The sequence below is a fragment of the Pseudescherichia vulneris NBRC 102420 genome (assembly GCF_000759795.1).
Classification (GTDB): domain Bacteria; phylum Pseudomonadota; class Gammaproteobacteria; order Enterobacterales; family Enterobacteriaceae; genus Pseudescherichia; species Pseudescherichia vulneris.
This window is the reverse complement of the sequence record NZ_BBMZ01000022.1, coordinates 99,231-121,223: the sequence shown is the minus strand read 5'-3', so window position 1 is coordinate 121,223 and position 21,993 is coordinate 99,231. Positions and strand designations below refer to the sequence as shown.

The 21,993-nt window shown below is 56.0% G+C and carries 20 protein-coding genes; 12 read left to right on the top strand and 8 right to left on the bottom strand.

Annotated features, from left to right (window positions below; translation table 11 throughout):
- Nucleotides 1–10: 10 nt before the first annotated feature.
- Nucleotides 11–346, bottom strand: a complete 336-nt coding sequence (uspB, locus tag EV102420_RS16950) for a universal stress protein UspB (protein WP_042394150.1) — start codon at nucleotides 344–346, stop codon at nucleotides 11–13.
- A 396-nt stretch (nucleotides 347–742) separates the two neighbouring features.
- On the opposite strand from uspB, the gene uspA reads away from it, so the two are divergent.
- A complete protein-coding gene (gene uspA, locus EV102420_RS16945; RefSeq protein WP_042394147.1) occupies nucleotides 743–1,180 on the top strand; it encodes a universal stress protein UspA in 438 nt (145 codons plus the stop codon).
- A gap of 45 nt (nucleotides 1,181–1,225) precedes the next feature.
- Here the strand turns inward: uspA and rsmJ are convergent, their stop codons facing one another.
- Complete coding sequence (gene rsmJ / locus EV102420_RS16940) at nucleotides 1,226–1,978, bottom strand: 16S rRNA (guanine(1516)-N(2))-methyltransferase RsmJ (RefSeq protein ID WP_042394144.1); 753 nt, start codon at nucleotides 1,976–1,978, stop codon at nucleotides 1,226–1,228.
- Between the two features lie 7 nt (nucleotides 1,979–1,985).
- The gene (gene prlC, locus EV102420_RS16935) at nucleotides 1,986–4,028 is read right to left on the bottom strand and encodes an oligopeptidase A (RefSeq protein ID WP_042394142.1); all 2,043 of its coding nucleotides are present in this window, start codon (nucleotides 4,026–4,028) and stop codon (nucleotides 1,986–1,988) included.
- A gap of 199 nt (nucleotides 4,029–4,227) precedes the next feature.
- Between prlC and EV102420_RS16930 the strand changes: the two genes are divergently transcribed.
- The 6 genes from EV102420_RS16930 (at nucleotide 4,228) to EV102420_RS16905 (ending at nucleotide 10,288) form a co-directional block, all read left to right on the top strand.
- A complete protein-coding gene (locus EV102420_RS16930) occupies nucleotides 4,228–5,070 on the top strand; it encodes a 23S rRNA (adenine(2030)-N(6))-methyltransferase RlmJ (protein ID WP_042394140.1) in 843 nt (280 codons plus the stop codon).
- A gap of 69 nt (nucleotides 5,071–5,139) precedes the next feature.
- Complete coding sequence (gene gorA, locus EV102420_RS16925; protein ID WP_042394138.1) at nucleotides 5,140–6,492, top strand: glutathione-disulfide reductase; 1,353 nt, start codon at nucleotides 5,140–5,142, stop codon at nucleotides 6,490–6,492.
- 205 nt (nucleotides 6,493–6,697) lie between these two features.
- Nucleotides 6,698–7,489 (top strand): hypothetical protein, encoded by a 792-nt coding sequence (locus EV102420_RS16920; protein ID WP_072015292.1) that lies wholly within the window; start codon nucleotides 6,698–6,700, stop codon nucleotides 7,487–7,489.
- Between the two features lie 17 nt (nucleotides 7,490–7,506).
- Nucleotides 7,507–7,794, top strand: coding sequence for a hypothetical protein (locus EV102420_RS16915; RefSeq protein WP_042394131.1), 288 nt, complete (start codon nucleotides 7,507–7,509; stop codon nucleotides 7,792–7,794).
- A 170-nt stretch (nucleotides 7,795–7,964) separates the two neighbouring features.
- Nucleotides 7,965–8,402, top strand: coding sequence for a CopD family protein (locus EV102420_RS16910; protein WP_042394128.1), 438 nt, complete (start codon nucleotides 7,965–7,967; stop codon nucleotides 8,400–8,402).
- A 236-nt stretch (nucleotides 8,403–8,638) separates the two neighbouring features.
- Entirely contained in the window at nucleotides 8,639–10,288 is a 1,650-nt protein-coding gene (locus EV102420_RS16905; protein ID WP_042394125.1) for an alpha,alpha-trehalase, read from the top strand.
- A gap of 16 nt (nucleotides 10,289–10,304) precedes the next feature.
- On the opposite strand, the gene EV102420_RS16900 is transcribed toward EV102420_RS16905, so the two are convergent.
- Nucleotides 10,305–11,903 carry an STY4199 family HEPN domain-containing protein gene (locus tag EV102420_RS16900; RefSeq protein WP_042394122.1) on the bottom strand — a complete coding sequence of 533 codons (1,599 nt, stop codon included), beginning with the start codon at nucleotides 11,901–11,903 and terminating at the stop codon, nucleotides 10,305–10,307.
- Between the two features lie 226 nt (nucleotides 11,904–12,129).
- On the opposite strand from EV102420_RS16900, the gene EV102420_RS16895 reads away from it, so the two are divergent.
- Complete coding sequence (locus EV102420_RS16895; RefSeq protein ID WP_042394119.1) at nucleotides 12,130–12,528, top strand: YdeI family stress tolerance OB fold protein; 399 nt, start codon at nucleotides 12,130–12,132, stop codon at nucleotides 12,526–12,528.
- 50 nt (nucleotides 12,529–12,578) lie between these two features.
- Here EV102420_RS16895 and EV102420_RS16890 read toward each other — a convergent pair whose 3' ends face one another.
- Nucleotides 12,579–13,337: an SDR family NAD(P)-dependent oxidoreductase gene (locus tag EV102420_RS16890; protein ID WP_042394116.1), complete on the bottom strand. Its 759-nt coding sequence runs from the start codon at nucleotides 13,335–13,337 to the stop codon at nucleotides 12,579–12,581.
- 118 nt (nucleotides 13,338–13,455) lie between these two features.
- On the opposite strand from EV102420_RS16890, the gene EV102420_RS16885 reads away from it, so the two are divergent.
- From EV102420_RS16885 to EV102420_RS16875, 3 genes are all read left to right on the top strand, one after another.
- Complete coding sequence (locus tag EV102420_RS16885; RefSeq protein WP_042394114.1) at nucleotides 13,456–14,364, top strand: LysR family transcriptional regulator; 909 nt, start codon at nucleotides 13,456–13,458, stop codon at nucleotides 14,362–14,364.
- Nucleotides 14,365–14,422: 58 nt separating this feature from the next.
- Nucleotides 14,423–15,463 (top strand): inner membrane protein YhjD, encoded by a 1,041-nt coding sequence (gene yhjD, locus EV102420_RS16880; RefSeq protein WP_042394110.1) that lies wholly within the window; start codon nucleotides 14,423–14,425, stop codon nucleotides 15,461–15,463.
- Nucleotides 15,464–15,735: 272 nt separating this feature from the next.
- Nucleotides 15,736–17,052, top strand: a complete 1,317-nt coding sequence (locus EV102420_RS16875; protein WP_042394108.1) for an MFS transporter — start codon at nucleotides 15,736–15,738, stop codon at nucleotides 17,050–17,052.
- Nucleotides 17,053–17,163: 111 nt separating this feature from the next.
- Here EV102420_RS16875 and EV102420_RS16870 read toward each other — a convergent pair whose 3' ends face one another.
- The 3 genes from EV102420_RS16870 to pdeH all read right to left on the bottom strand — a co-directional run bounded on the left by EV102420_RS16870 (nucleotide 17,164) and on the right by pdeH (nucleotide 20,782).
- The gene (locus tag EV102420_RS16870; protein WP_042394104.1) at nucleotides 17,164–17,676 is read right to left on the bottom strand and encodes a hypothetical protein; all 513 of its coding nucleotides are present in this window, start codon (nucleotides 17,674–17,676) and stop codon (nucleotides 17,164–17,166) included.
- A 200-nt stretch (nucleotides 17,677–17,876) separates the two neighbouring features.
- Complete coding sequence (locus EV102420_RS16865; protein WP_042394101.1) at nucleotides 17,877–19,937, bottom strand: AsmA family protein; 2,061 nt, start codon at nucleotides 19,935–19,937, stop codon at nucleotides 17,877–17,879.
- A gap of 74 nt (nucleotides 19,938–20,011) precedes the next feature.
- Nucleotides 20,012–20,782 (bottom strand): cyclic-guanylate-specific phosphodiesterase, encoded by a 771-nt coding sequence (gene pdeH, locus EV102420_RS16860; RefSeq protein ID WP_042394099.1) that lies wholly within the window; start codon nucleotides 20,780–20,782, stop codon nucleotides 20,012–20,014.
- A 235-nt stretch (nucleotides 20,783–21,017) separates the two neighbouring features.
- On the opposite strand from pdeH, the gene kdgK reads away from it, so the two are divergent.
- On the top strand, nucleotides 21,018–21,947 hold the full coding sequence (kdgK, locus tag EV102420_RS16855) for a 2-dehydro-3-deoxygluconokinase (RefSeq protein ID WP_042394097.1): 930 nt from the start codon (nucleotides 21,018–21,020) through the stop codon (nucleotides 21,945–21,947).
- Nucleotides 21,948–21,993 lie beyond the last annotated feature (46 nt).

Below are 21,993 nucleotides of genomic sequence, written 5' to 3'. Positions count from 1 at the left end.
CTCTTAAACGTCAGTGCCAAATCATCAGCGCGATCAGGCTGACCACGACCAGGCCGCAGAGGGCGCTGGTTAAAACAAAGTGGCGACGAACCCGCTCACAGCGACGAATAAACTCATCGTCATGGTGATCGCGATAGCGTTGAGCGTAGATATACCACACCAGACGCATCTGCTTACTGGGCTGACCGTGCGAGGTAAAAAAGCCACCGCCATCCACATATTGATAGAGCAACGGATCGCAACCACGAAGGACAACCAACAGTGCGCGTAGCGATGAGAAATAACGCGCCATGTTAACCACACAAACGATGCACAAAGCCCAAAACAGCGCGACAGTGCTGACCATACCCCCTCCCCGGCGACCGCCCACGGAGATAGACTCCAGAGCTGACGCTCCCCGATTTCCGGCCAATGAGTTCTTTGAAGTGTGTACCAGAAGCCGACGTGGATCACAATTCTACATCCGAGCGGCTTATTTAATAGTGTAGGAGATCTGTTAATTATTTCGCCACATCATCGATCTATATCAATGCTGTTAACGCTGTTTTTTGATGATCTAAATCGTGACCCAGGACAATTGACGACGGGTTTAGCGCGTTATAAGGTAGAAATATCTTCTACAATTAGATCCTTAAGGCCGGGCATCCCCCGCGCAATGGCACGCAGGACGCGGGATAGGCCGCAGCGCGAAAGTGGCGGCTGAATCCAACGGTCATCGACAACTTATGGAAGGAGTAACATCATGGCTTACAAACATATCCTCATCGCAGTGGATCTCTCCCCAGAGAGCAAGGTACTGGTCGACAAAGCCGTCTCTATGGCTCGCCCTTACAATGCAAAAATCTCCCTGATTCATGTCGATGTAAACTACTCCGATCTTTATACCGGGCTGATCGACGTTAACCTGGGCGATATGCAGAAGCGCATCTCTGAAGAGACGCACAACGCGCTGGCTGAACTCTCCACTAACGCAGGCTACCCGATTACCGAAACCCTGAGCGGCAGCGGCGATCTGGGCCAGGTGCTGGTCGACGCGATTAAGAAATACGATATGGATCTGGTGGTCTGCGGTCACCATCAGGACTTCTGGAGCAAGCTGATGTCCTCCGCGCGCCAGCTTATCAACACCGTTCACGTTGATATGCTGATTGTTCCGCTGCGCGACGAAGACGAAGATTAAGTCTGTATTGCCCGGTGGTGCTAACGCTTACCGGGCCTACACGTTTTACGCTGGCGTGCCGGGGTAGATATCAAACCGGTGGCCTTTGGTCACTACTGCATTCTGCGTGGCAACGTCTGCCAGCGGCGGAGCGTAATCGGGGCGCTTCACCACCACGCGCTTGGTTGCCAGCGCACGAGCAGGCTCCAGCAGGCCATCGGCGTCCAGATCCGGCCCAACCAGCGACTGAAAGACCCGCATCTCCTTTTTCACCAGCGCGCTCTTCTGCTTGTGCGGAAACATCGGATCGAGATAGACCACCTGCGGGCGCGGCGTGATGTCCGTCAGCGAGGTCAGGCTTGAAGCATGGATCAGCTGCAGGCGCTCCCGCAGCCAGTCTCCAATCTCCGCATCGGCATAGCCGCGCGTCAGGCCATCTTCCAGCAGTGCCGCTACCACCGGGTTACGCTCCAGCATCCGCACTCGACAGCCAATGGACGCCAGCACGAAGGCATCGCGTCCCAGACCTGCGGTCGCATCGACGACGTCCGGCAGATAGCTGCCTTTCACACCTACCGCCTTCGCGACCGCCTCGCCGCGACCGCCGCCAAACTTGCGTCGATGCGCCATCGCCCCGGCAGCAAAATCAACGAAAATGCCACCCAGCTTGGGCTCATCGCGCTTGCGTAGCTCAAGATGCTCCGCCGTCAGCACCAGCGCCATCAGGTTGTCATCGTCATGTTGCAGGTCAAAACGGGACGCAAGACGCAATAAGGCACCGTCTCCGGTGCCTGTTTCATCTATTAAGCAGATTTTCACGCCGTGCTTAGCCCTTGATGCCGTAGTGCGCCAGCATCGCGTCCAACTGCGGCTCACGGCCACGGAAACGTTTGAACAGCTCCATCGGCTCTTCTGAACCACCGCGGGTCAGAATGTGGTTGAGGAAATCCTGGCCGGTTTCGCGGTTGAAGATCCCCTCCTCTTCGAAGCGCGAGTAGGCGTCCGCCGCCAGCACGTCGGCCCACAGGTAGCTGTAGTAGCCTGCCGCGTAGCCACCAGCAAAGATATGGCTGAAGGCGTGCGGGAAGCGTCCCCAGTTCGGACCCGGAATAACTGCCACCTGCGATTTGATCTCGGCCAGGGTTTCGAGGATTTTCGCTCCCTGCTCCGGGCTGAACTCGGCGTGCAGACGGAAATCGAACAGGCCGAACTCCAGCTGGCGCAGGATAAACAGCGCGGCCTGGTAGTTCTTCGCCGCCAGCATCTTATCCAGCAGGCTTTTCGGCAGCGGCTCGCCGGTTTCGTAGTGGCCGGAGATAAACGCCAGCGCGTCCGGCTCCCAGCACCAGTTTTCCATAAACTGGCTTGGCAGCTCCACGGCGTCCCATGGTACCCCGCTGATGCCCGCCACGCCCGGTACGGCGATCTGGGTCAGCATATGGTGCAGGCCGTGACCGAACTCGTGGAACAGGGTGATCACTTCATCGTGGGTGAACAGCGCCGGTTTGCCGCTGACCGGACGGTTGAAGTTACAGGTCAGGTAGGCAACCGGCTTTTGCAGCGAGCCGTCGGCTCTCAGCATCTGCCCAACGCAGTCATCCATCCACGCTCCGCCGCGCTTGTTCTCACGGGCATAGAGATCGAGATAGAAGCTACCGCGCAGCTCGTTGCTTTCGTCATACAGCTCAAAGAATCGCACGTCCTGATGCCAGACGTCGATATCCTTACGCTCTTTGGCCGTGATGCCATAGATGCGTTTCACCACTTCGAACAGGCCGTTTACGGCTTTGTTCTCCGGGAAATAGGGGCGCAGCTGCTCATCACTGATGCTGTAGAGGTGCTGCTTCTGTTTTTCGCTGTAGTAAGCGATATCCCAGGGTTGCAGCTCATCCACGCCAAACTCAGCACGGGCGAAGGCACGCAGCTGCTCCAGCTCTTTCTCACCCTGCGGACGGGCGCGTTTCGCCAGATCCATCAGGAAGTCCAGCACCTGCTGCGGATGCTCGGCCATCTTAGTGGCAAGGGATTTGTGGGCATAGTTGTCGAAGCCCAGCAGCTGGGCCAGCTCGTGACGCAGAGCAAGGATCTCCGCCATCACCGGGCTGTTATCCCATTTGCCCGCGTTTGGTCCCTGGTCGGAGGCGCGGGTGCTGTAGGCGCGGTAAAGCTCTTCACGCAGGGCCTGGTTGTCGCAGTAGGTCATCACCGGCAGATAGCTCGGGATGTCGAGGGTTAACAGCCAGCCCTCTTGCTCTTTGGCCTGCGCCTGAGCTTGAGCCTGCGCCAGTGCGCTCTCCGGCATGCCGGACAGCTCGGACTCATCGGTAATCAGCTTGCTCCAGCCCATGGTGGCGTCGAGCACGTTGTTGCTGTAGGTCGAGCCTAGCTCAGAGAGGCGAGCAGCAATTTCACCGTAGCGCTTCTGCTTCTCTTTCGGCAGGCCGATACCGGACAGCTCAAAATCACGCAGGGCGTTATCCACCGCTTTCATCTGCGCCAGATCCAGCACGGTATAGGCTTCGCCTTCGCGCAGGTTACGATAGGCCTGGTAGAGTCCCTCGTGCTGACCCACCCAGGTGCTGTACTCAGAGAGCAGCGGCAGCGTCTGCTCGTAGGCTTCACGCAGCTCCGGGCTGTTCTGCACCGAGTTCAGGTGGCTGACAGGTGAGAAGATGCGGCCAAGGCGATCGTCCACCTCCGCCAGCGGTTGGCAAAGGTTGTCCCAGGTATAGGGTGCCCCTTGGGCCACCACGCGCTCTACCGCCTCGCGGCAATCCTCCAGCGCTTTCGTTACGGCGGGAACCACATGCTCAGGTTTAATCTGGGAAAACGGCGGCAAGTCGAAGGGCGTCAGTAATGGATTGGTCATAAGCGCTGTCCTGTAGAAATAATCGCAAGCGCTCGGGCGGCGCTCGTTCCTGTAAGAGCTAGGATGGGGTTTAGTGTAGTTAATTTCAATGCCGGACGTTGCGCTTTTGCGCCCTGGCGACAGCACCGCTGCGGTAATTTGCCGCAATCTGCGGTAAACTATCGGCTATCTGTTTTTACTTCCCAGGATTGTTCCCTCCATGCTCAGTTATCGCCACAGCTTCCACGCCGGCAACCATGCCGACGTTTTAAAACACACCGTTCAGAGCCTGATTATTGAATCGCTGAAAGAGAAGGAGAAACCTTTTCTCTATCTGGATACCCATGCAGGCGCAGGGCGTTATCAGCTGAGCAGCGAGCATGCCGAACGCACCGGCGAATACCTGGAAGGTATCGCCCGCATCTGGCAGCAGGACGATCTGCCTGCCGAGCTGGAGCCGTATATCAGCGTGGTAAACCACTTCAACCGTAGCGGTCAGCTGCGCTACTACCCTGGCTCGCCGCTGATCGCCCGCCAGCTGCTGCGCGAGCAGGACAGTTTACAACTGACCGAGCTGCACCCGAGCGACTTTCCGCTGCTGCGCTCAGAGTTCCAGAAAGATAACCGCACCCGCGTTGAGCGTACCGACGGCTACCAGCAGCTGAAGTCCAAGCTGCCGCCGGTGTCACGCCGCGGTCTGATCCTGATCGACCCGCCTTACGAAATTAAAAGCGACTACCAGGCGGTGGTTCAGGGCATCAACGAAGGCTATAAGCGCTTTGCAACCGGCACCTACGCGCTATGGTATCCGGTGGTGATGCGCGCGCAGATCAAGCGCATGTTAAAAGAGCTGGAAGCCACCGGCATCCGCCGTATTTTGCAGATCGAGCTGGCGGTTCGCCCGGACAGCGACCAGCGCGGCATGACCGCCTCCGGCATGATTGTGATCAACCCGCCGTGGAAGCTGGAGCAGCAGATGAACAGCGTGCTGCCATGGCTGCACAGCAAGCTGGTTCCGGCTGGCATCGGGCATACGCTGGTGAACTGGGTCGTACCCGAGTAATCACAGCCATCGGTGGAACCTTAAGGGCATCGCGTTACACTCTAAGCAAAAATTCATTAAGGAAACGTTATGACTAAGCACTACGACTACATCGCCATTGGCGGCGGCAGCGGCGGTATTGCGTCTATTAACCGTGCGGCCATGTATGGCCAGAAATGCGCCCTGATTGAAGCGAAAGAGCTGGGCGGAACCTGCGTGAACGTAGGCTGCGTGCCGAAAAAAGTGATGTGGCATGCCTCGCAGATTGCCGAAGCGGTTAACCTCTACGGCCCGGACTACGGCTTTGATGCCACCATCAACAACTTTGACTGGCAGCGCCTGGTGGCCAGCCGCACGGCCTATATTGATCGCATCCACAGCTCCTATGAGAACGTGCTGGGTAAAAATAACGTGGATGTGATCCGCGGCTTTGCTCGTTTTGTCGATGCTAAAACCGTTGAGGTCAACGGCGAGACCATCACTGCCGATCATATTCTGATCGCCACCGGTGGGCGTCCGAGCTACCCGGATATCCCTGGCGTTGAGCACGGCATCGACTCCGACGGCTTCTTTGAGCTTACCGCTCTGCCGAAACGCGTTGCGGTTGTTGGTGCAGGCTATATCGCCGTTGAGCTGGCAGGCGTGCTGCACGGCCTGGGTGCAGAGACGCACCTGTTTGTGCGTAAGCATGCTCCGCTGCGCAACTTCGATCCGCTGATCGTTGAGACGCTGGTTGAGACAATCATGGCTGACGGTCCGTCGCTCCATACCAATGCCATACCGAAAGCCGTGGTGAAAAACAGCGATGGCAGCCTGACGCTGGAGCTGGAGGATGGCCGTAGCGAGACCGTTGACTGCCTGATCTGGGCGATTGGCCGCGAACCGGCTAACGACACCTTCAACCTGGACGTCACCGGGGTAAAAACCAACGATAAAGGCCACATCATTGTCGATAAGTTCCAGAACACCAGCGTGCCAGGCATTTATGCGGTCGGTGATAACACCGGCGCGGTTGAGCTGACGCCAGTTGCGGTGGCGGCAGGCCGTCGTCTTTCCGAACGCCTGTTCAACAACAAGCCGGACGAGCATCTGGACTACAGCAATATTCCTACCGTGGTCTTTAGCCATCCGCCTATCGGCACCGTTGGTCTGACCGAGCCGCAGGCGCGCGAGCAGTACGGCGATGACCAGGTGAAGGTCTACACCTCCTCCTTTACCGCCATGTACACCGCCGTCACTCTGCACCGCCAGGCGTGCCGGATGAAGCTGGTCTGCGTCGGCCCGGAAGAGAAGATTGTCGGCATTCACGGCATCGGCCAGGGCATGGATGAGATCCTGCAGGGCTTCGCCGTGGCGCTGAAGATGGGTGCAACCAAGAAAGACTTTGATAACACCGTGGCAATCCACCCGACGGCGGCAGAAGAGTTTGTGACGATGCGTTAAGGGGAAATTGCCGACTCTAAAATTTAGACCGGATAACTACTGCCCGTTAATTACGCTTCTTAAAAGGGGTACAGCGATAACGCTGTGCCCCTTTTTCTTTTATCTCTCTCTTAAAAGTGCATCAACACCAGGTAAAAAACAGATAATTGCATAAGAACATTTAAATATAATTACTTAAATCCAACTACGCTTAGCAGGAGTTTTCATGCCTATTCCCTCACCCACCTCTACAGTTTATCGTGTTGACTTCCGTGCACCTGATATTATTTTTCAGCAAGGGTTCCAGCCGCGCGGAAATAACATGAACATTATTGATCATCTTTCTGGAAGATCCACCTATGGTCAACACGCTAGCTTTACTCATAATTCGGGACTGATTTCTACGGCGGGCATTCGTAATGCAGCAATACGTATTGGATATTCGAATGCCCAGGCATGGCAGATGCACAACACGGGTACACCACCGACTATGTATCTGTATGAAATACGGGGTACCGATAATATGTACAATGCCCGTGCACCCATGGAGAATTACATGGAAATGTATGCCGGAAATACAGGGCAATATCGTTTCTGGGCCAGTCGGATCGCTAACGACGCTGAAACAGAAGAGTGGGTAGCCGCCGGGGCGATAGAGCCTGAACAAATTTCTCGGGCTTATTCGCTAACTTTTGCGGCTCGGGGAGAAGTGCCTACGGTTTCTGAAGCCCCCGTCGCCACAAATTCTGCATTTGTCCAGACCGGCAGTACCACATCTGCGGAAGTGTATCCCGTAGCTGACGGAGATAATGTGACCCCATGGTATATGCCAGGCGGAAGGCTTATGCAACGCATTCCCACTGCCTTTGCATGCTGTTTTACATCCAATGAAGATTTAAATAAAAAAGCGAATTTAAATGCAAGTGAAATGATATGCGATGGTTTTAAACCTATAGAGTTAGAAAGTGTTAAATATGACCATTACATAAAATTAATTAATCATCATGACGAACTATAAATTCAGGAGATATTTATATGAGTTGGTATCAAGGGTATGTAAAATATATTAATGTGGATTTTACCGATGGTTTAATGAAAATTGGAATATCGTCTAACTCTGATCCTAATGAAGAGGAGCCCTCAATTTGGTTTAATCTGTGGCCAACGTCAGGTGTTTACTCCGATCTTGCTAAACAGATGATTCTTAATTTACGTTATGCATATATTTACGGAGTCAAGGTTACCATCACTTATTCAAATAAAGATGGTGGGTATATTCTGGATTCTGTCGATCTTTCATGGTATGACGAAGTGAATAGTTGATTTTAATAACGGCGCAGGTCGCATTATCATTCTACGCCGTTTACATCTCATGTTTGTTACTCTACTCCTCACCACCGCAGTCATGTATGTTTAAGCGATCCCTTTAAGCCTCCAGCGTGATGGAGTATGATCTCAATTACAACAATAGGGTTACAGCTCAGGGGAAAGCGATGGACTACCGTTGGTTAGACGCTCTGCATATTATGGCGGGCGTGATTTGGCTGGGCGGCATTTTTATGATGGCAGCGATCGTCGCAGCATGGTCCCAAAGCCGCAGCGCGGTGGCAAAAGGGGAGAGCAACCCTCTGTTAGAGTACGTGCGCCGCTGGAACCGGTTTGTTACGTCACCAGCGATGATCCTGCTGTGGGCCTTGGGTATCGCCCTGATGTTAAAAGGCGACTGGCTGCTGCCGCTGTGGCTGGGCATTAAGCTGGCGGTGCTGGTGTTCCTCTCGGCGGTGCACGGCATCCTCTCGGGGTCGCTGCGCAGACTGGCAACCGGTGAAACCTCTACCGTGTCCCTGCTGGCACGCAATGCTGCCTGGCTCACCGTGGTGGTCGTTATCGTCGTTGTGGCTTTAGCGGTAGTAAAACCGTTTAGCGGCTAAACGTTATCTTGAATGCTCTGAAAATGCAGTCTGTTTAGTCAGGCTGCAATGTCATATTTTTATCATTAAAAACAAAAAGTTATTCTCTGTCCCTTTACAAATTGCCGCTTGTAATTGTGATCTTGCGCACACTTTGTACTTCAATACTCATATCAAATGTCTAAACTTTAGACTTAAATAATAACCGGGAAAATACCCGCCTTTTTTTACGACGCCATCCGGAGGTCGCCACAGCTATGTTCAACCAGAAAATTAAGTTTGCTGATTCTGTCGAGTTCGAGATTGAAGAGAAGATCCGTTACGAGACCGATCCGCGCGAATTAAAACTGGATGAAATGATCGAGGCGGAACCAGAACCGGAGATGATCGAGGGGATGCCTGCCTCTGACGCGCTGACTCCTGCCGATCGCTATATGGAACTGTTCGAACAGGTACAGTCGTCGGGCCTCTTTGCCGACAGCAAAACCTTCCCTGACTGCGCGCCAAGAATGGATCCGCTTGATATCCTGATCCGCTATCGTCGTATCAAACGCAGGCCTGACTTTGACCTGCGCCTGTTTATTACACGACACTTCTGGCTGCCGCAGCAGATGGACAGCCAGTATGTCTCTAATCCAGAAAACTCGCTGAAAGAGCACATCGACCAGCTGTGGCCGGTGCTGACCCGCGAGCCGCAGGATCACATCCCCTGGTCGTCGCTGCTGGCGCTGCCGCAGGCCTATATTGTGCCCGGCGGCCGGTTTAGCGAAACCTATTACTGGGACTCCTACTTCACCATGCTGGGGCTGGCCGAAAGTGGCCGTAACGATCTGCTGAAGTGTATGGCGGATAACTTTGCGTGGATGATTGAAAAGTATGGCCACATCCCGAACGGCAACCGTACCTACTACCTGAGCCGCTCCCAGCCACCGGTGTTCGCGCTAATGGTGGAGCTGTTTGAAGAGGACGGCGTGCGCGGGGCGAAACGCTACTATGAGCATCTGCTGATGGAGTACGCCTTCTGGATGGACGGTTCTGAATCGCTGAACCTCAACCAGGCCTACCGCCATGCAGTTCGCATGCCTGACGGCTCTCTGCTCAACCGCTACTGGGACGATCGTGATACGCCCCGGGATGAGTCTTGGATCGAAGACGTGGAAACGGCGAAGCACTCGGGCCGTCCACCGAATGAGGTCTACCGCGATCTGCGCGCGGGGGCGGAATCCGGCTGGGACTACTCCTCACGCTGGCTGCGTGATACCCAGCGTCTGGCCAGTATCCGTACCACGCAGTTCATCCCTATCGATCTGAACGCCTTTCTGTTCAAGCTGGAGAGCACCATTGCTAACCTCTCAGGGCTGAAGGGCGATCGCGAGGGCGAAGCGATGTTCCGCCAGCGCGCCAGCGATCGTCGGGCGGCGGTGAACCGCTATCTGTGGGATGAAGAGAAAGGCTGCTATCGCGACTATGACTGGCGGCGCGGCGAGCAGGCCCTGTTCTCGGCAGCGAGTATCGTGCCGCTCTACGTCGGTATGGTCACTCATGAGCAGGCCGATCGCATCGCCGTCGCAGTACGTGAGCGCCTGCTGACCCCAGGCGGGATGATGGCTACGGAGTATGAGACTGGCGAGCAGTGGGATAAACCCAACGGCTGGGCACCGCTACAGTGGATGGCTATTCAGGGCTTTAAGCTCTACGGCAACGATGAGCTTGGGGATCAGATTGCCCATAGCTGGCTCAATACCGTTAACGGCTTCTATCAGCAGCACCACAAGCTGATCGAGAAGTATCATATCGCCAGCGGCACGCCGCGCGAAGGCGGCGGCGGTGAGTATCCGTTGCAGGACGGCTTCGGCTGGAGTAACGGCGTCATACGCCGCTTGATTGGACTCTACGGGGAGCCGTAGCGCTCCCGGTTTACCCTTAGCGAATAACGTTATAGATCGCAGTCTGGATCGCCAGCCACTGGCGGGTGCTCTCATCAGGCTGCGCTTTATTACGTATCTTTGCCTGCTCGGTTTCATAGCGCTGGCGCTCTACCACGGCAGACCTCGTGCAGAAGGTGCGCAGATAGTCTTTCCGCTGCCCGGTAAGCTTTTCTCCGTTTAGCATCGCGTGGCTCAGCGTCGCGGTAAAACGGCGGCACGGGCGCGGCTCAACCATCTGCCGCTGGTAGCGCAGCAGCAGGGTCAGCACCTCATCATTACCCGCCGACAGCGCCTGCTCGGTCCAGGAGAGCTGCCAGTCCATCCCCCCTTTCAAAAAGAGCTGCGCGACGCGGGTATCGTTGCGATCTATTGCCGAGCGAAGGTTACTTTCATCCCACGTGATGCCCATCCGGGTCAGCTGCATGCGTGAGGTCGGCGTCTCTTGCTCATTTTGCGTATTGGTTAGCACCTGCACCTGGGCTGGCGGCTCGCTTACCGCCCGTGCGGGAGGGGTGCTGTTTATCAGCATGAAGCCACCGCCGATCATCACCAGCACCATCACGCCAACCGCGCCCCAGAGAATGCCTGAGACCAGGCGGATACGCTGCTCCGGCGAGCGAACGGCACGGCGTTCAGGTCGTTCGATGTCTTCCCCCACCTCGAAAATATCCCCTCCCGCGCCTGCCTTTTTAACCGCTCGCGCTTTAAAGCCGTTCAGCTCGTCTACGTCGGTGGTTAACAGACTGGAAGGATTAACGGTGGTGCGACCCTCGTTGAAGGCGCGCTGAACCGGAGCGGAAATCTGCGGATAGTAGGTATCCAGCATAGTAAGCTGGATAGCAGAGAGCGGCTTCTGTGCGGTAAGGGTATTGCGGATCTGGCGAATATCATTGAGCAGGGTTTGCAGGGTTTTACGCGGGTCGGCAAACAGCGTCAGAACCGAGCTATCGTTAAACAGCGGGGCGTAGTGGCGGGAGAACTCTTTTTTATCCACCAGCATCAGCGCCAGCTCGCTAAACAGCATTCCGCTGAGCACGTCGTTGCGCTCCCCCAGCTTTAACCAGCGGCGCACACGATCCTGACCAAACTGCGTTTTCAGGTGGTTACGCAGCTTAACGCCATCTGGCCAGGCGGCATAAACCAGCCCGCTAATCATCAGCTCCAGCGCACGCAGCTGGGACAGCCCTTTGAGCTGTGCTTCGCCGTTGACCGTTTCCGTTGAGGTGGGATAGGTCAGCAGAGGCTGCTGCAGGCGAAGGTGCTCCAGAGCGGCGACAAAGCGCAGCGCGGCAATCAGCTGGTTTTCACTGACGTCCTGGCCGCTTTCATACTGAGGAACCAGCTGTTGAAGATGGCGTAGCTGCATGGTGAACTGCGTCAGCTCGGCATCGTTGAGCTTCAGGCGCTGCGCCACTGCTCCCCAGCCGCCAAGGCCCAGACGGGCGTTTTCCAGCTGCTCCAGAAACCAGCGCGGATCCTTCCCTTCACTGACGCGAACGTCCAGCAATAACAGAATTTCGATAGACGCCTGGCGAATAATCCCGATGCAGGTTTCGAATTGTTCGCGATTCCTGAGCGATGTGCTGTGTGTCATTATTTTCCCTTAACCACAATTAACGAAAGTTAATGCCAGCCGTCTACGCAGCTTAATTTATCTTAGATTCCAGTAAGTTAAATGATAAGCCACTTTGTAGTAAATATCAGTGATGCAGGTAATAAAAGAGAAAGGGAAATAAAACAGAGCATTCCTTATCCAGAGCGGAATTTCCTATGCCAGGCTTAGTGCAGAGGTATTTGAGGCACATGCGAAAGGAGTATCTATGAAGAAAATGTTACTTGCCGCCACGGTGGCCGCCTTATTCACCCTTCCGGCACTGGCCGAAGACTCACCGGGACTGAATACGGATAAAGCACCGCCGCCGCCGCATAAGCTTGACGACGGCTATCGCGGTATCGAAGATGCTCGCACCATGAACGTTAAGCAGGCACTGGATATGCATGACGGTGGCTCCGTCTCCCTGCGTGGACACCTCACTGCCAAAAAAGGGAATGATATCTATACCTTCCGCGATAAAACCGGCGAGGTAGACGTCTATATCCCAATGGCAGTCTTTGACGGTCGAGAGATCGACTCGGATCAGCTGGTGGGCATTAGTGGCTCGCTAGATAAGAAACAGAAGCCAGCCCAGATTAAAGTGCATCGACTGCAAAAAGAGTAACAATCCCTGTAGGCCGGGCAAGCGCGAGCGCCGCCCGGCGTTTTTCACTCTTACAGGAACATCCCGCCTGACACCTCGACGCGCTGAGCGTTCATCCACCCCAGCTCATTGCTCAGCAGTGCCGCTATCGCGCTGCCAATATCATCCGGCAGTCCCGTGCGCCCCAGCGCCGTTTGCGCGGCAACAAACTGGTTTAGCTGCTGGTCATCCCGTACTCTGCCACCGCCAAAATCGGTTTCAATGGCCCCCGGTGCAATGATATTTACCGAGATCCCGCGAGCCCCCAACTCTTTCGCCTGGTAACGGGTTAACACCTCCATCGCCCCTTTCATCGCGGCATATGCGGCGTAGCCCGGCAGCGCGAAGCGGGCCAGCCCGCTGGATACGTTCAGGATCCGTCCGCCGTTTTTAATCAGCGGCAGCAGATGTTGGGTCAGGAAGAAGGGTCCTTTGAAATGGATGTCCACCAGCTGATCAAACTGCGCCTCGGTGGTCTCCGTAAAGGCGGCGTTTATGCCGATCCCGGCATTGTTTATTAAATAATCAAAGGTGTCGCGCTGCCAGGTCTGTTTTAGCTGCTCCTGCACCCGGTGGGCAAAGTTTTCGAAGCTGCTGCTATCGCCAACGTTGAGCTGCAACGCCACGGCCCGCGCGCCTTTCAGCTCAATTTCACGAACCACGTCAAGGGCGTCCTCCTCACGACTATTCCACGTCAGGATAATGTCCACGCCCTTCTCGGCCAGCTTCAATGCGGCATTTTTTCCCAGTCCACGGCTGCCGCCGGTCACTAATGCAATACGATGCGTCATAAGAAACCTCATTTCTGATGGTGGGTGATTGAGAAAGAGCTTATTAGGTGGTAGATAATCAATAAAGCCTGCTGAATACACTTCACTGTTTCATTGATGACAACAATAGGTGGCAAGGATGGATAAAATTTACGCAATGCAGCTTTTCGTTCGTGTTGCGGAGCTGGCGAGTTTTTCCCGCGCCGCCGATTCCCTTGGCGTGCCGAAAGGCAGCGTCTCGCGTCAGATCCAAAGCCTGGAGAACCATCTCGGCACCCAGCTGCTGCACCGGACTACGCGCCGGGTTCAGCTCACTCAGGACGGCATGGTCTACTACGAACGCGCTAAGGATCTGCTCTCTAACCTCGACGAGCTGGACGGCCTGTTTATCCACGATCCGACCAGCGTCAGCGGCAAGCTGCGGGTAGACATGCCGGTGGGAGTGGCGCGTAATCTGGTGATCCCGCGCCTGCCTGCCTTTGTGCAACAGTATCCTGGCATTGAAATTGAACTCAGCAGCAGCGACCGGCTGGTGGATGTGATCCGCGAAGGCTTTGACTGCGTGGTGCGCGTTGGCACGCTGAAAGATTCCGGGCTGATCGCTCGCCCGCTGGGTAGACTGTCGATGGTTAACTGCGCCAGCCCCAGCTACCTGGAGCGTTTTGGCTATCCGGAAACGCTGGAGGATCTCTCTTCCCATGCGGTGGTGCACTACGCCGTCCACCTCGGCACGCGGCCACAGGGCTTTGAGTTATATCAGGACAATAGCACGCGGTGGGTCAAAACCGGCGGCATTCTGACGGTCAACAGCACCGAGACCTATCATGCGGCGTGCCTGGCGGGGCTGGGGATTATCCAGGTGCCGCGTACCGGCGTGCGCGATGCGCTGCGCCAGGGCACGCTGGTAGAGATCCTACCCCAGTACCGGGCCGAGCCCATGCCGGTCTCGCTGATCTATCCCCATCGTCGTAACCTCTCCCGGCGGGTGCATCTGTTTATGGAGTGGCTGGCGAGCGTCATGAAGGAGTACGTCGATTCACCCGCTTAGGTGATGAGGGTCTATAATTTGCGGTACATCACGCTAAGCAGAGAAGGAAGCCGTACCGATGACCCCGGAAAATAGCGCCAAGCGACCCGTCCCGCACCTGGACTACGAGCCTGTCAAAAAGGTCGATACCACCGATAAACCCGAAGCTGAGTCAGAGCCGCTGCTGAGCGGTAAAGCAGAGGGCGTGGTGGAGACGGTCACCGAAGCGGCTGAGAAGATCCAGCGCCGTCCGATGGTCGCGCACCTAATCCGCGCCACGGAGCGCTTCAATGACCGGATGGGCAACCAGTTTGGGGCAGCCATCACCTACTTCTCGTTCCTGTCGATGATCCCCATCCTGATGGTGTCGTTTGCCGCAGCGGGTTTTGTGCTGGTCTCCCACCCGACGCTGTTGCAGGACATCTTTAACAAGATCCTGCTTAACGTTAGCGACCGCACCCTGGCCGATACGCTGCGCAATACGATAAAAACCGCCGTAGAGCAGCGCACCACCGTCGGGATTGTCGGCCTGGCCGTCGCGCTCTACTCCGGTATCAACTGGATGGGCAACCTGCGTGAGGCGATTCGCGCCCAGTCCCGCGACGAGTGGGAGCGTACGCCTCAGGACAACGAGAAGATCTGGATAAAATATTTTCGCGACTTTATCTCCCTGATTGGCCTGCTGGTGGCGCTGGTGATCACCCTCTCCATCACCTCTATCGCCGGTGCGGCACAGGAGATGATCATCTCCGCGCTCTATCTGGACTATATCGGTTGGCTTAAACCGGTCTGGCATCTGATTGGCCTCGCGATCTCTATCTGCGCGAACTTCCTGCTCTTCTTCTGGATCTTCTGGCGTCTACCGCGCCACCGCCCACGCAAGAAGGCGTTGATTCGCGGGACGCTGATTGCCGCCGTCGGCTTTGAAGTGATTAAGCTTATCATGACCTGGACCCTGCCTTCGCTGGTGACCTCCCCGTCAGGTGCGGCGTTTGGCTCCGTGCTCGGTATCATGGCCTTCTTCTACTTCTTTGCCCGTCTGACGCTGTTCTGCGCGGCGTGGATCGCCACCGCAGAGTACAAAGACGACGTGAAAATGCCAGGCAAAGAGACCCTCTAACCACACTATTGGGCTGAATCAAAAAGCAAAGTTTCAGCCCAATTCCCCATTTCAGCATTTAAAACCAGTCCGTAACTTTTATTTAACCAAAAACTGGTTTTATATGCTGATATCCAATTTCTGTGAAGCATTTCATAGATGTGAAAACTCAGGCATGAAAATTATTCACTTTTTGCCGTTTTTATCGCCACCTGCTCGCCCTGTTACAGATTGAAATGTCGCTTTTGCTGTGCGTAATATGGCCCTTCGTTCGCCAAAAATAAGAAAATTCTATGCAAGCTACCGCCACAACACTCGAACAGGAAAGCCCCCCGGTCAACTCGCGTAATAAAGTTGTCATCGCCTCGCTCATTGGTACGGCGATTGAGTTTTTCGACTTCTATATTTACGCCACCGCGGCGGTTATCGTCTTTCCGCACATCTTCTTCCCGCAGGGTGATCCGACGGCCGCCACGCTACAGTCGCTGGCGACCTTTGCTATCGCCTTCGTGGCGCGTCCAATCGGCTCTGCGGTGTTTGGTCACTTTGGCGATCGCGTCGGGCGTAAAGCCACGCTGGTAGCGTCTCTGCTGACGATGGGTATCTCCACCGTGCTGATCGGCCTGCTGCCGAGCTACGCCACCATCGGTATTTTTGCTCCGCTGCTGCTGGCGCTGGCGCGCTTTGGTCAGGGTCTGGGCCTCGGCGGTGAGTGGGGCGGCGCGGCGCTGCTGGCGACCGAGAACGCCCCGCCACGCAAGCGTGCGCTCTACGGCTCCTTCCCGCAGCTGGGTGCGCCCATCGGCTTCTTCTTCGCTAACGGCACCTTCCTGCTGCTGTCATGGCTGCTGACTGACGAGCAGTTTATGGAGTGGGGCTGGCGCGTGCCGTTCATCTTCTCTGCCGTGCTGGTGCTGATCGGTCTCTACGTCCGCGTCTCTCTGCATGAGTCGCCGGTGTTCGCCAAAGTGGCCGCGGCCAAGAAGCAGGTGAAGATCCCGCTGGGCACGCTGCTGACCAAGCACATGCGCGTCACCGTGCTGGGCACCTTTATCATGCTGGCGACCTACACGCTGTTCTACATCATGACCGTCTACTCCATGACCTACAGCACGGCACCTGCGCCGGTGGGCCTTGGATTACCGCGTAACGAAGTGCTGTGGATGCTGATGATGGCGGTCATTGGCTTTGGCGTGATGGTGCCGATTGCTGGTCTGCTGGCGGATGCCTACGGTCGTCGCAAGAGCATGATCGTCATCACCTCGCTGATCATTATCTTTGCGCTGTTTGTCTTCCCGCCGCTGCTGGGTTCAGGTAGCCCGGCGATGGTGATGGCTTACCTGCTGATTGGTCTGAGCCTGATGGGGCTGACCTTTGGCCCGATGGGTGCGCTGCTGCCGGAGCTGTTCCCGACCGAGGTACGCTATACCGGGGCATCGTTCTCCTATAACGTCTCCTCTATTTTGGGCGCGTCGGTAGCACCGTACATTGCCGCCTGGCTGACCGCCAACTACGGCCTGTTCTACGTGGGCGTCTACCTGGCGGCCATGGCAGGCCTGACGCTGATCGCGCTGGTGCTGACCCACGAAACCAAAAACCAGTCTCTTTAAGCATAAAAAAGCCCGGTAGCGTTAGCGCCGCCGGGCATAGCATCATATGTTCCGGAATCGCCGGGTGGCGGCTACGCCTTACCCGGCCTACGTGGAGTGCGGTGCAGTTTCTCAGAACCGCCAGTTCAGGCTTACCACAAATACCGAAGGGAAAATGATCCCTGATTCCACACCAAAGTGCTGGGTAAAATTATACTGAACCGCATGATAGATATAGGGCGCAAAACCTATTCCGGTGATGTTTTTAAATGAGTGATAAATACCCTCATCGCCACATTTGCTGAATTCATCAAAAAAGAATTCGCCGGTGTACCCGTATATCCCCTTAAAAATAATGTTGTCTTTTTCCGCCCAGTCTTTTCTGACCCCAAGAGAGAGGCAACGATCCCCGTAGCTGTTTCTCATTGTCCCGACGAGCAGACTGTAATCGGGATGGTCAGGAAGTCTCTTTTCGATTGAATAAAATTCATTATCAAACTTCTCCGTGTATTGACCATGATTCCCAAGCAGATGGTAGACAAATGAGCCAGTGTTAAAAGAAAAAGTATCTTCGGCCTGGGCAAAAGTCGTTACCGCCAGAAGAGCTGCTGCAGAAAAGTTTGGATAATTAAGGCGTGAAGGCATTGTGAAGCAAAATCTTGCGGTAATTTAACATGGCATTAGCGTAGCAGCCATATCGTCAACCAATCCAACACGGTCGTCACCGAGCCAACGGAAATGGTGAAACTGAGACTGTTCTTACCCCCGTTGCTCGTCACAAATTAAAAGAGTAAAAGCCCGGTAGGCGCTAACGCCACCGGGCTTTTTTTATCCTGCTTTCCGGCTTACTTCTTCATTTGCGCCAGAATGTTCCGGCACTGGTTCTCCTGGCCTTCTGACGGGGAGATCAGCGCCAGCAGCGCTGCGGCTGGGGTCACCAGCGTTGCCAGGGCTGCCGCCACTGCGCCGCGGGCGATCAGCGGACCGGCCTTCACGCCCGCCTGTGGGTCCTTGAAGCTGCCACGCACGTAGAGCGGCGAGCGCAGGGTGACGATACGGATCCCCTTACTCTCTGGATTGATGGTTAAATCAAGCTGCTCTGAGGCGAAGCTGGCGGTCCCGGTAACGTTGATGATCGCGTTCTCGGTATCGAAGGCGAAGATCTGCGGACGCGCCACGCCGTTGACCAGGTTCAGGTTGGCGGCGGCGCAGTTGACCCGCACCTCATCGTCACCAAAAATCTGCCCGACGATAAAGTTCCCGACGTTAAGGCCGAGGATCTCCATCAGGTTGCGGCTAACCACGCCGTCGTTCATTAGCAGCTTCAAATTGCCGTTGCTTGTGCCGAGCAGCGCGGCAATAGAGTTACCCGTGCCGCGGAAATCCGCATCGCCGTTCATCTCACCGATGGTTTTCTGCATCAGCTCTACGTCCGGCATCAGCTCTTTCAGCTTCAGTCGACGCGCCTGGATGTCCGCCCGCCCCTGCATCGGCTTCTTATCCCCTTCAAGATGAATATTGGAAGAGATAGTCCCTCCCGCCAGGCCAAACTTCAGCGGCTGGAGGCGCAGGTCGGCATTTTTCAGGATGATATGGGTAGAGAGATCGCTGATCGGCAGAGAGCTACCGTGCTCAATACGCCGCCCTTTGAAGCGCACGTCGGCATCCATCGTATCCCACTTGTCGGTTTCGAAACGATCGTACGGCAGCACTTTGCCTGCGGGCTGATTGGTCTTCTCGCCCTTCTTCTCCTCGGACTGTTTCGACTTCTCAGCGCCCTTCCCGGAGTCGACGCCAATCAGCGGGCCTAAATCTGCCAGACGCAGCTGGCGCGACTCAAGATCGCCCTCCAGTTTGGGCCGAGGCTTACCGGTGGTGTAGGTCAGGGAGCCATGAATATCGCTGTCGCCGATGCGGCCGTTAAAGCCACGGTAGTCGTAGACAGAACTTTTTTCAGCGTCGATTTTTGCCACCAGCCGACCGTCGGTTTCAAACGGCGGCGTATCCGGCAGCAGCACGCCAGTGAGATCGTACAGCTCGCCCAGCGAGTTACCGGCAAACTTCAGCTTCAGGTCGACCCCGCCCATCTTCATCGGGTCGCTCACCGTACCGGCGAAGGCCACGCGAGTATTACCGGAGCGGAAATCGGCCTGTACCGGGAACGGCGTGCCTTCGCTACGCAGCGCCAGCATGCCACCAATTTTACCCGTGCCGGTCACCTGCTGACCGTTGTAGCGACCCTTCGCCTTCAGGCCAAATACATAGTCGCCTACCTTGGTGTTCTTCTCTTTATCGCTACCCGTGACTTCACTAAACGGCAGCGGCTTGCCAAGCGGATCGATCAGGATCTCCACGTCGGCCTTGCTGACCTTGTCATCGACCGCCACGCGGCCCTGATCGAAAAGAATATTATCGAGGCGGAAAGACCAGGCCGACGGCGGCGCGTTCTCATCTTTCGGTTCGTCGCTGCCCGCCAGGTTAAAGGTCCAGTTGTTGGTTTTTTCCGACAGGCGGATCAGCCGTGCGTCCGGTTTCTCAAACTTGACCCACGGTAGGTACACGGTTTTGGTCAGCAGCGCCAGCGGCGCCAGGGTGGCTTCAACCCGGGGCAGGTGCACCATGGTGATCTCAGGGATATCGGGCGGGTTGCCAAGGATCACATCCTCGGCATGCACGTGCGGCCACGGCACCCAGCTGCGCCAGCCGGTCTCCTGCTTCTGCCGCTCCCAGACCACGCCTAAATCACCGCGTATTGCAAAGGGACGATTCAGCTCGGTGGAGACCTTCTCATTGATCGTGGGTTTAAGACGGTTCCAGTCAAACGTCGCGATAATGATGATGGCCACCACGATCAGCAACAAAAGCGTTCCCAAGACGGCAGTGATTACCTTACTTGTTCTTGTCATGCTTGCATCCTTCCATTCTTGCCTTGCCTGTCATAAAGATAGCTGAGCCTGAGAGAAAGGAGTGCAACCTGATGTTATAGAGCGAGAATAACGCTTTCGAGGTTTGCCAGCGGTGCGGGGCGAGAGAGGAAATAACCCTGTGCGGCAAAGGCCGGTGACGCCTGTACGTCGTGCCACTCCTCCAGCGTCTCTACGCCTTCAACGATCACGCCCTGGCAATAACGATTCATCAGCTGCAGCAGTAGCGTGAACAAGTTGCGCCCTTCTGGCGTCTTACGCAGCATGATAAACAGCTCGCGGGCCACTTTGATGTAGTCGTAACGTACTTCGCTCAGCGCAGAGAAGTTGGCCATCCCGGTTCCGAAGTCGTCCAGCCACAGCGGGCCAATTTCACAGATCGAGGCGAAGGAGGAGTCCTCCGGCAGGCGAATATGCTCAACCAGCTCGAAGCGCAGCCACGGCAGGGTCTCAACCAGCGCCATCATTTGCGGGTTCTGGCGCATCGACAGCAGCGTTGGGCCATCGACATTGACCGAGGCGAGCACGTTATTCTGCACAAAAAAGTCGTTTTGCTGGGCGAGGAGGTTGATCTGCTCCAGCATCACGTCCAGGCGCTGACGCACCGCCACCTCCGCAAAGTAGCGGTCAGGCGCAATACGCTGGGATGGATTATCCGGGTGCGTAACGATCGTTAAGACTTCGATTGCCATCAGGCTGCCATCCACACGATAGATGGGCTGGTAAGTGTAGGCACGTTCACATTGCAGCCAGTAGCGCCGCTCTTCCAGGCTTTCGATGCTCGCCTCCGGAATGCTTAGCCGCTGGATAACCTGCTTCAACTTCATTGTCAGATGTCCTGTAATAGAGTGAGTGACCTGGCGGAACTCGTCTAGGAGTTATCGGCGCGGCGGGTGAGAACTTTATGTTCAATCAGGCAGCAAAATAAAATTCTGCCGGGGGAATCTGCACTTAACACGCGCTAGCTCAAAAATTTATTGGAACGTTGTTTTAATATGATTGACCACGCAGCATGCGCAACGCACACTATCTCCAATATTTATCCGACTCAGGTTGATGACTATGTCCAGGAAAATTGCCGTCATTGGCGAATGCATGATTGAGCTGTCACAGAAAGGCACAGAGGTGAACCGTGGCTTTGGTGGCGATACCTTAAATACCTCCGTTTATGTTGCCCGCCAGGTCGATCCGGCTGCGCTGACGGTACACTACGTTACGGCGCTGGGGACGGATAATTTTAGCCAGCAGATGCTGGATGCCTGGCAGAGCGAAAGCGTCGATACTACCCTCACCCAGCGCATGGAGAACCGCCTGCCGGGTCTCTACTACATCGAAACCGACAGCACCGGCGAGCGCACTTTCTACTACTGGCGCAACGAAGCCGCAGCCAAATTCTGGCTGGAGAGCGAGCAGGCCGCCGCCATCTGCGAAGAGCTGGCCACCTTTGACTATCTCTACCTGAGCGGTATCAGCCTGGCCATCCTGAGCCCGGCCAGCCGCGACAAGCTGCTCTCCCTGCTGCGCGAGTGCCGCGCCAACGGTGGCAAGGTGATTTTCGATAACAACTACCGTCCGCGCCTGTGGGCCAGCAAAGAGGAGACCCAGCAGGTCTACCAGCAGATGCTGACCTGCACCGATATTGCCTTCCTGACCCTGGACGACGAGGATGCGCTGTGGGGTGAGAAGCCTGTAGAAGAGGTGATTGCCCGTACCCAGGCCGCTGGCGTCAGCGAAGTGGTGGTGAAGCGTGGAGCGGACTCCTGCCTGGTGGCGATTACCGGTGAAGCGGTGATTGACGTGCCGGCGGTAAAGCTGCCGAAAGAGAAAGTGATTGATACGACTGCGGCGGGTGACTCCTTTAGCGCGGGCTACCTGGCCGTACGCCTGACCAGCGGCGATGCCGAGGCGGCGGCGCAGCGCGGTCACCTGACCGCCAGCACCGTGATCCAGTATCGTGGGGCGATTATTCCCCGCGAGGCAATGCCGAACTGATCGACGAGCGTTTCCGGCCCCTGCCGCTGGCAGCGGGCCGGTAAAC

Coding starts and splice junctions, on each gene's coding strand:
- uspA (WP_042394147.1), top strand. CDS start 743: ATGGCTTACAAACATATCCTCATCGCAGTGGATCTCTCCCCAGAGAGC.
- EV102420_RS16875 (WP_042394108.1), top strand. CDS start 15,736: ATGCAAGCTACCGCCACAACACTCGAACAGGAAAGCCCCCCGGTCAAC.
- EV102420_RS16870 (WP_042394104.1), bottom strand. CDS start 17,676: ATGCCTTCACGCCTTAATTATCCAAACTTTTCTGCAGCAGCTCTTCTG.
- EV102420_RS16890 (WP_042394116.1), bottom strand. CDS start 13,337: ATGACGCATCGTATTGCATTAGTGACCGGCGGCAGCCGTGGACTGGGA.
- EV102420_RS16915 (WP_042394131.1), top strand. CDS start 7,507: ATGAGTTGGTATCAAGGGTATGTAAAATATATTAATGTGGATTTTACC.
- EV102420_RS16905 (WP_042394125.1), top strand. CDS start 8,639: ATGTTCAACCAGAAAATTAAGTTTGCTGATTCTGTCGAGTTCGAGATT.
- EV102420_RS16910 (WP_042394128.1), top strand. CDS start 7,965: ATGGACTACCGTTGGTTAGACGCTCTGCATATTATGGCGGGCGTGATT.
- EV102420_RS16920 (WP_072015292.1), top strand. CDS start 6,698: ATGCCTATTCCCTCACCCACCTCTACAGTTTATCGTGTTGACTTCCGT.
- prlC (WP_042394142.1), bottom strand. CDS start 4,028: ATGACCAATCCATTACTGACGCCCTTCGACTTGCCGCCGTTTTCCCAG.
- EV102420_RS16930 (WP_042394140.1), top strand. CDS start 4,228: ATGCTCAGTTATCGCCACAGCTTCCACGCCGGCAACCATGCCGACGTT.
- EV102420_RS16885 (WP_042394114.1), top strand. CDS start 13,456: ATGGATAAAATTTACGCAATGCAGCTTTTCGTTCGTGTTGCGGAGCTG.
- pdeH (WP_042394099.1), bottom strand. CDS start 20,782: ATGAAGTTGAAGCAGGTTATCCAGCGGCTAAGCATTCCGGAGGCGAGC.
- EV102420_RS16865 (WP_042394101.1), bottom strand. CDS start 19,937: ATGACAAGAACAAGTAAGGTAATCACTGCCGTCTTGGGAACGCTTTTG.
- gorA (WP_042394138.1), top strand. CDS start 5,140: ATGACTAAGCACTACGACTACATCGCCATTGGCGGCGGCAGCGGCGGT.
- EV102420_RS16900 (WP_042394122.1), bottom strand. CDS start 11,903: ATGACACACAGCACATCGCTCAGGAATCGCGAACAATTCGAAACCTGC.
- uspB (WP_042394150.1), bottom strand. CDS start 346: ATGGTCAGCACTGTCGCGCTGTTTTGGGCTTTGTGCATCGTTTGTGTG.
- yhjD (WP_042394110.1), top strand. CDS start 14,423: ATGACCCCGGAAAATAGCGCCAAGCGACCCGTCCCGCACCTGGACTAC.
- EV102420_RS16895 (WP_042394119.1), top strand. CDS start 12,130: ATGAAGAAAATGTTACTTGCCGCCACGGTGGCCGCCTTATTCACCCTT.
- kdgK (WP_042394097.1), top strand. CDS start 21,018: ATGTCCAGGAAAATTGCCGTCATTGGCGAATGCATGATTGAGCTGTCA.